Below are 15,713 nucleotides of genomic sequence, written 5' to 3'. Positions count from 1 at the left end.
AGCCGCCGATAGCAACACCGGTCTGGTTGAGCGAGTTGTTCTGAAGAAGAGTCTGGGTCAACGTCGGGATCGAGATCGAAGCAACGTTGACAGTACCNCCAGCCACCGCCTCGAGGTCCGTATCGATGAGTTCACGCATCATGATGATTTATCCAAAGTGTTTGCATCTGTGAACAACATCTGGCTCGAAGCGAGCCAGTGCCTCACTGCTCGTGTAGATGCCTGAGGACGGATTTTTTATCTGTGACAGAAATCACGTGGCGCCCAACAGCGGCAGTCGGCTTTGGCCACGATATGACCCGTTGGAGCTACGCTGTGTGTGACTTTTTCTTCCACGGCGTTTCTGATTCATGTGGCATGGACTCTCGCATGCCTTGAACGAGTTTGGCTATCTCAGGAACAACGTATAAGGATGAAGCGCGGAGCCAAAGCCTATTTGGCGCAAGCTGAACGAACGCGAGGTAGGTTGCCGCGAGCTTGTCGTAACGCGTTGTGACCTCACGACATTGCTTGGTCCTGTTGAAGAAGCGTTCAACGATCTTGAGAGCTCGGTAGAGGTATGGCTAAAAACAGATTGGCTTATTGCAGTTGCTTTTCGGCCGGATGTTGGCCCAGGCCAGCCTTCCTGATTGCGAGTTCTCTGATCCAACTCGGCGTCGGAGCCAGGGTCGACAAGCAATATTGATCCAGCCCTGAGGCGAGACAGGCGCTTCCCGACAAGCTGATCGTCGTAAGCGTCACCGCGAGCTGGATCGGAAGTTCGTTGGTATCAACCACCGCATGAATCTGCGCGTTAACCCGTGGACCGTCCCATCGACCGAACTCTGTTCCGGGTGATACACACTCTATGCTGATCCACGCAGACAATCGAGGTGTCGATCATCTGGACAGCGGCATCATGGCCGCGGCAAGCGCGTCCATGGCTCAGCACGCTGGTCCTGCGCCAGCGAACGAAGCGTTTGTAGCAAGTGGTCATTGTACCGTACGAATTGCCATCCGCCGCTGGCTTGGGCGGTCAGGCGATCGGAACGGACACGAACTTGCGCGCGGTGACGCTCGTTGGGCATCGACACCGCGTCGAGACCCTTGCCGAGCGCCTTGAGCGACGGTGCCCATGTCCACGAGAATTCTCGATTGAATTCGTATCCGAACACCCCCGGGGAGCGGGCAAGGAGTGTTCGGGAACCCGCAATTTAGTGGATAGAGGCGAAGTTCAGCTGACCACCGAGCTGCTGTGTGACGCTGGCGTTATTGCCGATAGCCACACCAATCTGCACGGCAATGTTCTGCTCTACGACGATATTGCCGATGTTGCCGAAATTACCGAAGCTGAAGAGTCCGTGATGCCCATGATGCCCATGATGATGCCCGTGACACCCTCCACTCACGGCGTCGAGTTCCGTATCGATCAGCTCACGCATTCCACTCATGACTTTCCTCCTCAGGGGTTGCAATGAACAACATGTGGCTCGAACCATACTGAAGGGTGGCTTTTCTATCTGTGACGGAAATCACGGGCGGCAATGGCGACGCGCTCACGGTCCGCGTGTTCGATGCCATCAACGGAATTCTGCGCGACATGCTCGCGGCCATCGCACGCAATGAAGACGGCCGCCGCTGGCAGGCGCGAGGGTAAGCCAAGGCCAGGGCAACGGGCCGCGACAAGGGCGCCCGGCCAATGTCGAGCGCAACAACGGAACTGCCCGCATGCTGATGATGCCGTGGAACGCTATCCAGTCCGCCACGGCATGCAGCCGCGCCACCATCGCGAAGATAGCCAAGCAACGGTCGCTGCGTGGCTCAGAGAGGCAAAGGAGGCAATTCTCGACATTGTGAGCGCCGTCACGGAAGATTCTGGTCGATCTCTTCATCGTCCGGTTCATGGCTGCATGATGCAGCCCCAGAACGAAAAGGCGGCGAGGAACACAGATGAACCTAAACTACCTTTTTAGTCTTATCATCTTCGCGATCGGCGCGCTGTGCTTCGTGGTGTTCATAACCAACCTAAAACCACCGCTGCACCACTCAGAAATGGCCGTGGGTTCTATTTATGGCCGCGGGCTAACGACCTAGACTAGCCGATAAATGTAGAAATGCTCGTACGGCCCTCTGTGGGTCAATGGCGGGGCAATTCAGCCCCGCCACTGTCAAGGCTTCCGAGCCTCTTCCCTGTGTCGCGTTTGCAAGCACTGCAGGATGGTGCCGCGTTCTGTTGCTATCTCTGCCGGCAATGCGCCCGCTTCCAGCGGCGGCGGGCGGGCCGAACCCGACGGGACGCAGGCACGATAGACAGCTGCCGCTGAGGTTTCGGCTGCCGACGGAGTAAACACGGGGTGGATCCATACCCCGTCCATGGATGAGTGGTGTGCGTGATTTGAGGCCGAACCGATCACGGACCCGCGAGGCTACCAAAATGCATTATGTGCGGATGATCACGGACAATCCCTTTTGAGGCCTCGTATGACTCCGACGCGCAGGGTCGAGCTTACTCGCCCGGATATTGCAAGGAGGCGTACATGGCTCAGGTCTATTTCCATTGCTCGAACGCTAAGGGGGTCCTGATGGATCGTCGCGGCACATTCGTATCCGACCTGATCGAGGCGTGTGAGGAGGCCACCCGCAGGGTGCGATCCCTCGTCGCAGCCGCCAACCTGGAAGATTGGCGGCAGTGGGCCCTGCATGTCAGCGATGATGCCGGCGACGAGATTTTCGTTCTGCCGTTCGCATTCGTGCTCGGCAGGCCGCACTGAGAGGGTGCGATGCTGTTAGAGCTGCCATCGTTCATACTTCTTCGTCAGGGGGTGAATGCGATCGCGACAGCAATCATTCGGCGTGCTTTCGCCGGAGCGATACTCGCCCGATGGCGCTTCCGTCGCAGCCCGGGCACAATCTCAAGAACAGCTTGCGGCTCCAAACGGTACATTTGGGAAAGACCGCGTAAAGCTCTTGCCTCCGAGGGTCGTGTAGCGCCTCTCTAGTGGAGTTGCGGATTAGGTGAAGCAGCCGAGCCGGTCGAGGCCGCAGGAGCGTGTGTTGGCGCGGGCGCCGGCATCATAGTCGTCGCGGACTGTTGCGGCGAGCAAGCAGCACTTCGAAACCGCGGCACTCTAAAGTCCCGCGCGATCCGCCGCTTCGGTCTCAACAGCTTTGCCGATCAGGAGATTGATCGGAACGTCTTGTCCGCTGCCGCAGATCAACAGTCCCGAGCCAGATGATCCAGATGCGACGATGCGGCATTGATCCCCGTCCATGATCAACGTGCCTTCCAGCCGCCCGGACGAAGCTTTCAGCTGCATGCGCGCCTGCTTTTGTTCCACGCCATTGACGCTGCACAGGCCGACGTGACGCAGCGTGATCGTCCCTGAATATTCTGCACCCAGACGCGTAACCGTTTTCGCGAGATTTCCCGTTATCTCCCACTCGTGCAGATAGCCGATTTGCCCGCTGGCGGAGTAGGTCTGCGCCCAAGCGGCAGGGGCTGCAACAAACAACACAAGTATCGCCGCGACGATCACCCGTATTGTTTCCGCGCGCGGCATGATTACGGCAACTCCCGCACGACGCGAAAACCGTTGGCGTAGTAACGCACGTCAACGTCGTAGCGAAACCTTGCCGAAGATCTGACGTCGCTGGCCTTGCTGAGGAAGTTGCCCCCGCGCAGCACCCGCAAGCGGCAGTCGCCCGACGTCCAAGGCGACGCGTCCTTCGGCGCATTGCGATAGGAATCGTTCCAGCAATCCTCGACCCATTCCGCAGCATTGCCAGAAGTGTCGTAGAGCCCAAAGCCATTTGGCCGGAACGAGCCCGCTGGCACGACCTGCTGCTTGATCGGACTGCCACAGCCGTCGCACTGCGCATGACCGGCGCCGACCTCTTTGCCCCACCAGAATGGCGTTCTGGTCCCCGCGCGCGCGGCATACTCCCATTCCGCCTCGCTGGGCAGACGGTATTTCTGTCCGGTCTTCTGCGACAGCCAGGCGACGTACAGCTTGGCGTCTTCCCAGCTGACATTGACTACTGGGCGGTCGCCGCGGCCCCAGCCGTGATCCTCGGGGCGCACTTTGCACGCGCCGGCATCGGCGCACGGATCCCACTCCGCGAACGTCACCTCGTGGCGCCCGATGGCGAAGGGCTTGCGAATGCTGATCAGGTGCTCGGGCTTCTCATAGGGCGTGTCATTGGATCCCATCACGAAGTCTCCCGGCGGCACAACGACGAGCTCGGCGCAGTTATCGCAATCGCGAAACAGCTCTCCCGGATCCAGACTGGTTCCCTGTTGTTGAGCCACTCTGGTATCGGCTGGCGCGGACGGTTGGTCGCCAGACGGGCCGCTGCTCAGCCCTCGCTGGGCGCTTTCCGAAGTACTTGCAAGTAGCGCTGTGAGAAAAATCACAGACAAGACGGCGGATTTCATGTTGTGATCTCCGGTCGGCTCGAACGATCGGGAGTATGCACACGTCACATTCAATGTTGCATAGCATGCTTCATTCGGCCGCGACCGGCAAGGCGACGGTCGCGCCACGGGATTTTGGTTTACATTGGGCGGCAAAGGAATATCGTTTCAATTCCGCTCGTTTTGCCGGACGGGCATATTGTCGATGCTTGCGATTATTTCAGTTTCCCACGGCTCCTGCGGTCCAGATTGTGGTCTATGCATTGGGAAGATTGCGATGATGCAACGATTGCTGTTATCGATTCTGGTTCCATTTATCGGCGGTTTGATGCACTGCCACGCCGCACAGGCCCAAACTCAGACGGGCGGACCAACGCCGTCGCCGCCCGGGGCGGCTGTCTATTTCATCGGCTTGAAAGACGGCGACACGCTGCCAACCAAGACCACTCTACATTTTGGCCTGCATGGCATGGGCGTTGCGCCGGCAGGTTCGGACCGCGCCAACAGTGGTCACCATCATTTGATCGTTGATTCGCCAACCCCGGCGCTGAATGCTGAAATTCCCAACGATTTCCAGCACCTCCATTTCGGCGCGGGACAGACCGAGGCAGAGATTTCGTTGACGCCCGGCGAGCACACCTTGCAACTGGTGTTCGCCGACAAGAATCATGTTCCGCATTCGCCGCCGGTGATCTCCGAGCGGATCAAGGTCAAGGTAGCTGACCAAACCGCCCCCGCGGTGGCTCAAGCAGCTCCTGCGGCGGGCGGACGGCGTTCCGCACCGAAGGATGCCAAGGTCTATTTCATCTATCCGAGGAACGGCTCCTATATTTCTCCGAATCCGGTTATCCGCTTCGGTTTGTTGAACATGGGCGTGGCGCCGGCGGGGTTCGACAAACCCAATACCGGCCATCATCATTTGCTTGTCGATGCCGAGTTGCCGCCACTCGACCAACCGATCCCGAACGACTTCAATCACCTGCACTTCGGCGCTGGCCAGACCGAAGCGAAGATCACGCTCCCGATCGGCCAGCACAAGCTGCGCCTGCTGTTCGCCGATTTTGCCCACGTGCCGCACGATCCACCGGTGTTCTCCGAAGTCATTAACGTCACGGTGACGGAGAGCGGCCAGCCGCCAAGAAAGCGCAAGTACCGCCATCGCTCCTGGCGGAGTTACGGATATTAATGCAGCAATGAAACCGCGCCGGCTCTTGATCTACGTCCTCTGCCTCGTCGTCAGCGCGATGTTCGCCGATGCGGCCGCAGCGGAGCGTCGGGTCGCGCTGGTGGTCGGAATCTCCGCCTATACGAACGCACCGACGCTGCCCAATACCGGCAACGACTCCAAAGCGATCGCAGCGCTGTTCAAATCTATCGGTTTCGACGTCGTCATTTCGCGCAACGATCTCGGCGTCGTCGACTTCAAGCGCACTGTGCGCGAGTTTCTCATTACTGCAGAGAACGCCGATGTGGCGGTGGTCTATTACGCCGGCCACGGCATCGAGATCGGCGGCACGAATTATCTGATACCGATGGATGCCAAGCTGAGCCACGACTACGACGTCGACGATGAGGCTATCGCGCTCGATCGCATCATCTGGGCGCTCCAACCGGTACGCCGCCTGCGTCTGATACTGCTCGACGCCTGCCGCGACAACCCGTTTGCGGCCAAGCTGCGGTCCGCAAGCCGCTCGCCGACCAGAGGCGGGCTTGCGAAGCTCGATGAAATCAGCGCCGATACGCTGGTGGCCTACGCGGCGAAGGCCGGCTCGATCTCCTATGACGGCGACGGCGTGAACAGTCCCTATGCAACCGCGCTGCTCCGGCACCTTGCCGAGCCCGGTGTCGACGTTCGGATCGCGCTTGGCCGCGTGCGCGATGACGTTATCGCCATGACCGGTGGACGGCAGGAGCCGTTCATCTATGGCTCTCTCGGCGGCGCAACCATCTCGTTAGTGCCGCAGTTGGGTGCAACAAACGTCGCGCCGGCAGCGCTGCCCCTGGCCCCTCCGCCAGTTCCGGCGCCGGCCCCGCCGAAGCCGGCCCTGGTCAATCCAACACCGCCAAGCGCGCCACCGGCGGTGAAGGCGGAGCTGCCCAAGCCGCCGCTTCCCGGGCAGCCCGCCCCCGAAATCACGGACCCCTGTGTCCGCGACGAAGCGAGGCTGGCGCGTCTGCGCGCCAACCCTGCGCCGGACGAGATCACCAACTTCCAACGCGAAATCGCCTGCAAGCGGCTGCGTCCACAAGTACAGCGTCTGTTTGAGAGTATTGTTAGCAGTACAGCTCTGCCTTCTGACGGAAATGCGGCGCCGCAAGCCGCTCCGAAGCTGCAGGCACAGAACGAGACTGTCCGTTCGGAAGATACTTGCACCCGCGACATGGCGCGGTTGCTGAGCGTGCGCGCTGAACCTACGCTTGAGGCGATCACCAAGCTCGAGAGGGAATTGGGCTGCGAGCGGCTCCGCTCCCAACTCCGCCGATTGCGCGAGAGCGTCGCTCCTTGATTTCGTCTGGACACTTCGCGTTGTGTCCAAGACATTTCTCGATCGCAATTTGTGCCCGCCCCCCGGGGGGCCGCCTAACTCGGAAGGTGGCATCTTGATGGTCCGCGAAAGCCGCCGCTTGTGTGCGACCGATCGCCGCCCAAGATGTCTCGATACAGTGATTCAAGGGAGGCGCGACGCCGTCAAGTCGACCGACGGTGACCGGATCGCAGCGCTTTCCAAACGCGCCATAAGGATTTGCGTCTGGTGTTTCCGGTGCCAAGAGCGGCCCTTCTGCGAAATGGCAAGTCACTCAAGCATGAGACAACATTCGCTCGAGCGCGTCGCTGTCAAGATCAGTCGCGTTCGAAGACTTTGGCGCCAGGGTAAACTCGCCGGGCGTACGTAACGACCAGCTCCCGGTCCTGAGTCTCCAGGAAGGGAGTTCGGAGCTGGCACGACCCGACGACAAGGTGCCACAGGCCATTAAGTCTTTGAATCACGACGTTCATAGTGTGCTCCTCGAAGAACAGCAAACAACTGACCGACGGGACAATCTTCCAAGTCACGCGTCAGGGCCGTGATCCTAATCACATATTGCGGAGCGCAACTCGAGCGGCACTATTCGATCACCGTTGGATCGCCTGCTTTGCGCTCATTCAAGTTTGATTCAAGCATCGCTTCGAAGATTATGATCGGCAACCAAAACATAAGCATGGCAAATTCCTCCGTCGCATAACAACCCTCCTCTTTCAGGGCTCGTTCCCAAAATAAACAGCCGAGCGCCAGGAACGTTTTCGCTTCTTATCAAACTACCGCGTGGTTCTTCGCTGCTTTGCGGCGCGATAGTTTGCCGACTTTTCGTAGTTGAGATGTCCCAGCGACCGCCGCTCAGCGGGCAGCCCTCAAACGTGGGGTGATGCAATGAGCAAGATCCCTTTCGCGGCGGCGACGTCCTATCCCGCCGCCGTCGATTCGTAACCAATCCCAGCGCGCATCTGTCTTGCTGTCGCAATCTTCGGCGCCACATTGCTCCCCGCGGTGATGCTTAGAAGCGCCTTCGTCATGTAACCGAGGTTCCAGTGACGCGCATCACGGTCGTTGACCTCTGGATCGGCTATCCCGGGCGTGTGTTGGAAAGCGCGTTGCTGAGACAACCGTTACCATTCATTGAACCTTGGAGGTTAAATGACTCGGATTAGAATTTCCCAGAGCTGGCGGACCATTCGCGGTGCGCATATCCGTATCGTCCACCGGCGTAGGGTTGCGGTTAAGTCGGGTTCAAGCATTTCTCAGATTTGCATGTCAGGGAATGGCCACTCATGGCGACGCAGCGGCACCATAGGGGCGAAGGTATCGCAATCGTCGCGATCGTTATCCTGCTAGCGGGTGGCGCCAGCAGTTAGGCCGCCTTGGTCGGCGGCCTCTTTTGTTTCAGTTTTAGCGCAACCGTCGGCGGTGTGTCGCCAGCCGCTGCCGGCGCTTCTTGCGGTGAGATCGGCGCCGGCGCTTCATTCGGCGAGTCTCTTCGCCCTCGCCGCGGGCGATCGCGCGCCGATATCTGTCTCCGGTCCTGCCGTACATAAGCCAATCGCTTTCGTCCTTCCGCTTTCGCCGCGACGATCTGTTCTTCGCTACAGACATGACCGCAGAACCACGAGCGCTAAAGGCCGACTTAGAAAAACTCTGTGCGCTTGGATGTGCGTTAAACAGGAAAGGCGGTCACACCGGAATTCTCCGCGATGCCCGGTAGAGCACGTGTGAGCGCGATCACATCGCGCAGCCTCCACGTCTGGCAACGTGAAAAGCGGAAGGCGCGCTTTCTGCCGACCCTATTTCAGCACCCACAGACCAGGAGACTACTCATGATCGACGACAGCAAAGTTGCCAAGGACGACGCCAACGACCTCGGGCCTGCGGCTCCGCGGATCCTCGCCCGCCAGCTGGCGCGGCCGCTCACCATCGACGAGATCGACCACATTTCCGGCGGCATGATTTCGCGCGGCGCGGTCGGTGGCGTCACGGCCTCGCCTCGCGCCGATACGTGCACGTGCACGGGCTGCCCCACGAACGACAGCGACGCATGATTTACTTTCTCCCCGCCGACTTGCGCCGGTCGGCGGGGATACCTTGACTCGAGCCATATTCAAAGCAAGGGGTCGATGTCCCATGACCGTCCTCATTCTAGGCTTTCCCCGCGATATCCATATTCATGCGGTCCGCTGGGCGATCGAGCAGGCGGAGGGGCGGCATCACACCGTCTACACGCCGGACCTGCCGCTGGTGCTGCGGTCATCAATGCACATTACGCAAACCTCGCAGACCGTCTCCGTTGGTGATGGCCGGAGCCATGGAGTAAGCGGCGACTGGAGCACGGTATGGTTCCGCCGCAGCGGGCTGCCGATGCGGCCGCCTGGCATGTCCGACGCGGATTGGGCAGTAGCTTCACGCGAATGCGACTACCACATCCGCAACGTACGGCGGCTCATCGCGCCCGACGCCTTCTGGGTGAATGATATCGCGGCACGTGAGGTGGTGTTACTGAAGATGCCTCAACTCATTGCCGCCGCGCAGTGTGGTTTTGCCATCCCGGAGACGCTCTATAGCAACGATCCCGACGAGATCCGCCGTTTCTGGCGTGAGCATTGTAAGGCGGGCGTCATCTTCAAGCTGCATTTGCAGACGCATTGGCATGCGCAATCGAGCGGCGAGCGCCATGCGCTTTTCACCACCGAACTGCGCGAGGTGAACCTTCAGGACGATGCGCCGCTTGCGGGCTGCCCAGCGATTTATCAGCGCAAGGTCGAGAAGGCCTATGAACTGCGCGTCACCTGCATGGACGAGCGCTGCGCGGCCATCCGTCTCGACTCGCAGTCGCGCGATTCGACGCGGCTCGATTGGCGATCGGATATGGTGGCGCCCCTCAAGCCGGCGCTTGTGGCATTGCCACGCACGGTCGAGGAGCGGTGTATCGCGCTCATGCGCAAGCTCGGACTTGCCTTCGGCTGCATCGACCTCATCGTTACTCCCGAAGGGGAACATACCTTCCTCGAGGTCAACGAGATGGGGCAGTTTCTATGGGTGGAACAGGACGAGCCAAGATCAGAGCTGCTCCGCTGCTTTGTGACGCTACTCCTCAATCAGCGGCTTGGGCCGTCGACCCGGCTCGTCGGAGATGAAAGATTGAGTTACGCGGGCTTTCTCGCTTCTGGCGCGTGGGAGCGTGGCTACGCCGAGGACGGCGAGAGCCATGCCAAGTATTCTCCACCGGGCATCATCAACGAGCCTTGACCGGCGATAGGCCCTGCACGGGCGGCTGCGAGTTTTTATTTTCGACGCGCTCTGCCCCGGTCGCCTCCGCCAGACGCACCTTCGACGCCGTCACCCGCCTCGCGTGCGCGGAAATCCGGGTAACAAAAGGTTTCAAATACAGGAGGCAGGAAATGACTCTTCTTTCGGTTATCGGCTGGGACATTATCGGGTGGGATAGTCTCACGCCACAGGGCATTCGGTTCGGCATTGCGACCATCCTTGCTCTGTTAGCGGTGGGCCGCCCCGGGCCGTCAATCTTTGAGCTTTTTGTCGGCCTAATCTGCATCCTGGGTGCTGGCCTCATGGTGGCGCAGGCGGTCTCGCTTGTTTGAATCTTCGCTGCCGGGTTTTGCGAGCCGCTACGATTTCGCAGAACTGGCGGTCGGTCTGCTGAAGGACAACTTGCCTCTTCCGAAACCGGTGCGCCTACTTGGGGGGATTGCTGTCTTCCCTCCACGTCGGGGACGATCCGGAGCTCCAAATGGATTTCAGGATTTGAACCGCACCAATGCGTGTACTTTTGGATGCCGCCCGTGATTTACATTAACAGGTCGCGGCTGGGCCAAGACCGACCCTGCTCCCGTCGAGCCGGTCACCTAACCACAAGCAGCCAGTGTGGACGAGGCCACGGACCAGCCTACCGCGCAAAGGCCAGTGGGCCGAGCGGTGCGGGTCGGCCGCCCGATTGGCGACGACAGCGACGCTACATGTTGAGCGTATGCGTTTCGAAGACGGTTTCCTGAGGCGGCCCGGCCAATCCCCCTGCGATGCCTTGCTTCAAGCGCGGCATGAGGATCTGTTCGCGGAACCGTTCCCAGCTGTCCTTCGCATCGTGCACCGCGATCACTGTCCAACCACCCGGCGTGGGTCCGGCGGTGTGGAAGATCTGGCCCGTAGGAAGGCCGCCCGAACTCGGATGTACGGCGGCAATCGATTTCTCGTACTGATCCTTCGTGCCGCCGGGGAAGTAATGAATGATCGCGTAGGCCATGGTGGCTCTCCAACGGATCAAGCGGCCCCCTGCTGTATCTTAGTTCAGAGTGTTGGTGCGTCACGCGGAACGCTTAACCACTCCTGCCCGCCGCCGCTCGGATCAGCGGTCGCGACGATCATGAGTCGGCGCAATCCTGCCGAATAGCTCCGCTTGCTCCCGATGACGCTTTGCGTCATGAGGCGAAATTCTCAGACGGAGCCCAGAAGTTCTGCTTCAGCTCCGGAAGCGAATATCGCATTCTAAGCGCAAACGCCTTAGACTTGTGGCTCAGCCAGACGCGATGCATGGGAGCCGTAGCCGGAGGACCGCAACATCCAATGCCTGAGAACGACCTAACCCTCGCCGCCATGGCCGAGGATGGCCAAATCCGCCGACTATCGCGTCCTTCGGCGCCTGGTTCGTCGGCAGACATTCACTCGATCCCACGGTCAAAGCAGTAAGATAGGAATCCTGCTCGACGTGGAAACCACCGGCTTGGATCAGAAGAAGGACGAGGTCATCGAGCTTGGGAATGGTCAAGTTCGACTACCTGCCCGACGGGCGCATCCCAGGTCTCAGGGATGTCTTCTCATCGTTCAACGAACCGTCCCATCCCGCCGGAGGTGATCGCGCTCACTGGGATCACGGACGAGGTGGTCGCCGGGCAGCGGATCGACGAGGCAACCGTCTCGTCGTTCACGGACGATGCCGTGATCGTCATTGCCCACAACGCGAGTTTCGACCGCAAGTTCGCGGAGCGTTACTGGCCGATATTCCAACGGAAGGCCTGGGGTTGTTCGGCGACGTAGGTCGACTGGAGGAAACACGGCTTCGAAGGCTCTCGCCTAGCCTGCCTCCTGAATGGCGCTGGCTTCTTTCACCAGGCTCACAGGGCGGTCGACGATTGCCACGCAGAGATTCTCGCGTTCGAACTACCATCAAGGCGATTGAAGAAGCACGCTATTGGCTGCGCGGTGCATGAGCCCGCAGTTGGTTCTAATTTCTTGTGGCTTGACTATCGGTATCGCTCGAAGCGCGTTGCCTTGGCGCTCGTGCGTCAATGCTGCTGACCGTACTTCTCCGGAACGGTAATGCGCCGGTGTTAAGTCTTGCCCGGTACCATTCGCCGGTCTAATAAGTATTCGTTGTCCAACGAACCATGAGTAATGGATCAGCGGGTTTCGTTCGAACCGCAATGATTGACCTGATCCTATTTCGTTCGCTCGCTGAATGCCCGCAAAAGGACAAGCGATAGAGCCGAAGCTGTAGCTGAGGCTCAATTTTCCAGACGACACCTCCGAACTCCGTCTTTCTCGGAGCCATTTCTGAACCCTGTGTTCATTCGCCGCATGGCCGTTGAGGCCCCGATGAAAAGCATCTGGACAAGCTCCAAAACAGTGACGCTAACCCGCTGGCGCGTTCGCCGTGGGAGCTCGCCACGTCCATACCAATATCGGCCAGCGGCAATCCATGAGCAGTACGCCCGAAGCGCGACGCGCCACCGGCATTTCTAAAAGGTAACCACATGCGAGGAGTGTGAGCCATGAAAAAAATGCTTTGCTTAATGGCACTGACATTCGCCGTTGTCGTGCCCGCCTTCGCCGACGACGCCAAAACAATTGCACAGCGCGTCGACGACAAGTGGATCGAGGCCTTTAACAAGAAAGATGCCGCTGCTCTCACCGCGCTATACACGGCCGACGCCGTGTTGTTGCCGCAGGGTGTGGATCAACCCATCATCGGCACTGAGAATATCCGCAAATTCATGGATCAGATGGTGAATGAGAAACTCGAAAACATGGTTCTGCCGGTCGCGCAGGCGAACATGATAGGCCAAAACTCACTTTATTCAGCCGGTACCTGGTCTGCTGATGCCGGAGGCCAACAGATCAAAGGAACCTATATGAGCGTCATCGTCCAGGACGGCGCAGATTGGAAATACCGCGCCGACACCTGGAACATGATGCCACCTCCTTCGGCGACGGTCGGTTCGGCCTCCACAAACAAGTAGTCCGCAAAATCTGCGCTGGAATTGATAAACATCGGCCAATGGTCGGCTTGGTTGTCCCGCTTTGCGCGAGGCAAGCCGGGCCGACCAGCCACAGCCTCGATAGTCGCACCCGCTTACGACCCATCACCAGAATCGGTGCAATCTCCGCATGGCCCTTCTGCGAAGTGCCCGCACACCTCGTCGAGGTCCGATCAATGGGGTATGGCGGACTAGATTTGGTCATGTTGAGTTCTTCGCATTTTGCCCCTGAGCAGTCATTCGCCGTAAGCGCAAACCACAAGTGAGGCGCGGGCCTCGGGAGTGAGCCAGGCTGGATGAGATGATTGGCGCGCTTGAGCACCTCGGCCGAAATAGTCCCGCCGGCGGCTCATGCCGCATCCGCCACCCTGCGGCGCAAGATCGCAGGCTCGACCAAGCGGACGCTCGCTTCAGACTTGGCGTGAGTGTTGCCGGATAACGCACTTTGCTGATGGATACACGTCAGGCCGCTACCGGAACGCTCTCAGCTTGTCCTCGGATTCCGCCCCGAGTACCTGCTTGGCGTGATTGTATCCCGCCGCTACAATGTCGTCGTATCGCTTCCATTGCAGCAGTCCGACCTGTTCGATGCGCGGCTGAAACAGAAGATCGACGAATTTTCGCATCGCCTTCTGCTTCGAGACCGAACTGATGAAGGACGAGTTCAGTATTGTTTCAGGCACGGTCGGCAGGCGGTAGCGCTGCATGTCCCACGACCGGAGTTTGTCACGAAGATGCGCAATGGTACCCGGTAGCTGGTCGATCTCGAACACCCGGCCATCTTCGATCAAGAGGTCGACACCGATGATCCGCCGGGCGCCGAGCCGCGCCATCACGTCGACAGGAAAATTATTGAACATGCCACCATCGAACATCAGGTGTCCGCCGATAAACATCGGCGGTAGCACACCGGGAACCGCATAGCTCGCGATCACATTTCGCGCGAGATTTCCTTTGTCGAGAACGGCCTCGCTGTTGGTGGAAAAATCGGAGGCAATGACGAAGAACGTCTTCCAGGTGTCCTCCGCGTCGATACTCGCACCTGTCGCGTTCTCGATCGCCTGGGCCATCGCCTCGTGGGTGCGCTTGCCCTTGATCAGCGACACCAGTGGAATGAAATTATAGTCGCCGGTGATGTTGCCCTTTGGATGAAGCAGAAAAGCCTTGTGGACGGCGGTGGAAATCCGCTCCGCCGACAGATCGAGCGCGAGGCAGGTCCCCATGATGGCGCCGATCGATGTGCCTCCGATAAAATCGGCTTCGATGCCCGCCTCCTCCAATGCCTTCATAACGCCGACATGGGCGAATCCGCGCGCCCCACCGCCCGCCAGCACGAGGCCGACAGAGTTGCCCGATATAATCCGCGCTAACCGGCGAATGTCGCGCGCAAGTTCCGGCCGGATGTGAAAATGCCTCGAGATGCGTCTGTTTTTCAGCCATTGCGCGGTGCCGGTCGGGCTTTTGGTATCGAGGCCATGCAGAAGAACGAGTGTCCGTCGCGCGATCAGGACCGGCGTCTCGGCCGCGAGATAGCGGCTTTCCACGCTTGAAAGACCCGGGTCCTGGCGGCCATCCCCGACCAGTAAGATTTCGTCGCAGTTCTGCAGACAGAACTGCGTCCAGGCGGACTCGCATGGGTCGGCGACGAGATAAACCGCCTTGCTTGCGGCCTCGATCCCGTCGATGTGATGAGCAATCGCGTCATGATTTTGGCGGACCGCGCTTGCGGCATCCGTACCGAATTGCTCGCCGATGTCATCGGGACCCACGATCCTCGTGGCTGCGCTGTCCCGCCCCGCGGCTCGCAGACGTCCTGCCAAGGCCGCGGCGTCGACGCCAGGCGAGACGGCAAGAATGCAGATATTGACAGGAACAGTCGGGGCCTGACGCTCTCGTTCCGACCGTCGAAGCCGATTGATGACGATTCTCGTCATCTGTAGTGCGACCTGCGGGGATTTGGCGAGCGCCCGCTCGACGATCTGCCGCGTTACCTTGACGACCGAAGAATCCCGCAGGGCAACGATGGAAGCGGAACGTGGTTCGCCGGTGAACAGGGCGAGCTCACCGATGGTTTCGCCTCGGCCGATTTCGCCGAGTATTTTGCTTTCGCCGTCGGCTTCCGCGAGCGCCAGCAATCGGCCCGACAGCACGAAATAGACGTCGTCACTGTGCTCGCCCTGGTGGAACAGGATGCCGCCCGACGGCAGCTCGATGAATTCGGCTGCAGCCTTGATGCTTGCGATCAGCTCGGCGTCGTCCGAGGCGAAGTGGCCCTTTAAAATGGTCTGCAGCAGGTCGTGTCTGTGTTGATCGTCCCCGTTCGGTTTCGACATGGACGTGCATTCCATCGGTGGAACATAAAGGTCTGCCAAATCGCTTTACAGTTCGCAATCTCCTTTCAATCGAGACCGGCAGCTGAAGCATCCTATGCGGCCTGGCGGACGGGCCGTGATTGATCGAGATGATTGCGGCGGTGCAAACTCACTTCTGCTGCAACGCGGTCGCGCCCTCCCGATGGGT

At 59.6% G+C, this 15,713-nt stretch carries 14 protein-coding genes and 1 pseudogene; 9 read left to right on the top strand and 6 right to left on the bottom strand.

The features are described 5' to 3' along the window. Positions 1-416: 416 nt before the first annotated feature. Both YUU_RS63025 and YUU_RS59505 read right to left on the bottom strand, forming a co-directional pair. A pseudogene (locus YUU_RS63025) lies at positions 417-988 on the bottom strand (IS5 family transposase); the annotation flags it as partial. A gap of 205 nt (positions 989-1,193) precedes the next feature. Next, complete coding sequence (locus YUU_RS59505) at positions 1,194-1,430, bottom strand: hypothetical protein (protein WP_156944810.1); 237 nt, start codon at positions 1,428-1,430, stop codon at positions 1,194-1,196. 56 nt (positions 1,431-1,486) lie between these two features. On the opposite strand from YUU_RS59505, the gene YUU_RS61850 reads away from it, so the two are divergent. Next, positions 1,487-1,636: a hypothetical protein gene (locus YUU_RS61850; protein WP_245288258.1), complete on the top strand. Its 150-nt coding sequence runs from the start codon at positions 1,487-1,489 to the stop codon at positions 1,634-1,636. A gap of 880 nt (positions 1,637-2,516) precedes the next feature. Next, positions 2,517-2,750, top strand: coding sequence for a hypothetical protein (locus tag YUU_RS0141165; protein ID WP_027527469.1), 234 nt, complete (start codon positions 2,517-2,519; stop codon positions 2,748-2,750). Between the two features lie 357 nt (positions 2,751-3,107). Here the strand turns inward: YUU_RS0141165 and YUU_RS0141155 are convergent, their stop codons facing one another. After that, a complete protein-coding gene (locus tag YUU_RS0141155; protein ID WP_027527468.1) occupies positions 3,108-3,539 on the bottom strand; it encodes a hypothetical protein in 432 nt (143 codons plus the stop codon). Positions 3,540-3,541: 2 nt separating this feature from the next. Continuing rightward, positions 3,542-4,414, bottom strand: coding sequence for a formylglycine-generating enzyme family protein (locus tag YUU_RS0141150; RefSeq protein ID WP_027527467.1), 873 nt, complete (start codon positions 4,412-4,414; stop codon positions 3,542-3,544). A 256-nt stretch (positions 4,415-4,670) separates the two neighbouring features. Here YUU_RS0141150 and YUU_RS0141145 point away from each other — a divergent pair, with 256 nt between their 5' ends. The 5 genes from YUU_RS0141145 (at position 4,671) to YUU_RS59495 (ending at position 10,523) form a co-directional block, all read left to right on the top strand. After that, the gene (locus tag YUU_RS0141145; protein ID WP_027527466.1) at positions 4,671-5,579 is read left to right on the top strand and encodes a DUF4399 domain-containing protein; all 909 of its coding nucleotides are present in this window, start codon (positions 4,671-4,673) and stop codon (positions 5,577-5,579) included. Positions 5,580-5,586: 7 nt separating this feature from the next. Then, positions 5,587-6,900, top strand: coding sequence for a caspase family protein (locus YUU_RS62595; RefSeq protein WP_051390173.1), 1,314 nt, complete (start codon positions 5,587-5,589; stop codon positions 6,898-6,900). A gap of 1,844 nt (positions 6,901-8,744) precedes the next feature. Continuing rightward, positions 8,745-8,966: a hypothetical protein gene (locus YUU_RS0141125; RefSeq protein ID WP_027527465.1), complete on the top strand. Its 222-nt coding sequence runs from the start codon at positions 8,745-8,747 to the stop codon at positions 8,964-8,966. A gap of 82 nt (positions 8,967-9,048) precedes the next feature. After that, positions 9,049-10,170, top strand: a complete 1,122-nt coding sequence (locus YUU_RS0141120) for a hypothetical protein (protein WP_027527464.1) — start codon at positions 9,049-9,051, stop codon at positions 10,168-10,170. Between the two features lie 152 nt (positions 10,171-10,322). Further along, complete coding sequence (locus YUU_RS59495) at positions 10,323-10,523, top strand: hypothetical protein (RefSeq protein ID WP_156944809.1); 201 nt, start codon at positions 10,323-10,325, stop codon at positions 10,521-10,523. Positions 10,524-10,894: 371 nt separating this feature from the next. Here the strand turns inward: YUU_RS59495 and YUU_RS0141110 are convergent, their stop codons facing one another. Further along, positions 10,895-11,182 (bottom strand): hypothetical protein, encoded by a 288-nt coding sequence (locus YUU_RS0141110; RefSeq protein WP_027527462.1) that lies wholly within the window; start codon positions 11,180-11,182, stop codon positions 10,895-10,897. A 563-nt stretch (positions 11,183-11,745) separates the two neighbouring features. Between YUU_RS0141110 and YUU_RS63020 the strand changes: the two genes are divergently transcribed. Together YUU_RS63020 and YUU_RS0141100 are read left to right on the top strand one after the other, a co-directional pair. Next, entirely contained in the window at positions 11,746-11,973 is a 228-nt protein-coding gene (locus YUU_RS63020; RefSeq protein WP_371260574.1) for a hypothetical protein, read from the top strand. Positions 11,974-12,707: 734 nt separating this feature from the next. After that, positions 12,708-13,175, top strand: a complete 468-nt coding sequence (locus tag YUU_RS0141100) for an SgcJ/EcaC family oxidoreductase (protein WP_084801834.1) — start codon at positions 12,708-12,710, stop codon at positions 13,173-13,175. A gap of 488 nt (positions 13,176-13,663) precedes the next feature. Here YUU_RS0141100 and YUU_RS62590 read toward each other — a convergent pair whose 3' ends face one another. Next, the gene (locus YUU_RS62590; RefSeq protein WP_035664759.1) at positions 13,664-15,526 is read right to left on the bottom strand and encodes a patatin-like phospholipase family protein; all 1,863 of its coding nucleotides are present in this window, start codon (positions 15,524-15,526) and stop codon (positions 13,664-13,666) included. Positions 15,527-15,713: the final 187 nt, after the last annotated feature.

The organism is Bradyrhizobium sp. Ec3.3 (assembly GCF_000472925.1).
Taxonomy (GTDB): domain Bacteria; phylum Pseudomonadota; class Alphaproteobacteria; order Rhizobiales; family Xanthobacteraceae; genus Bradyrhizobium.
This window is presented reverse-complemented; position numbering and strand designations above follow the sequence as displayed.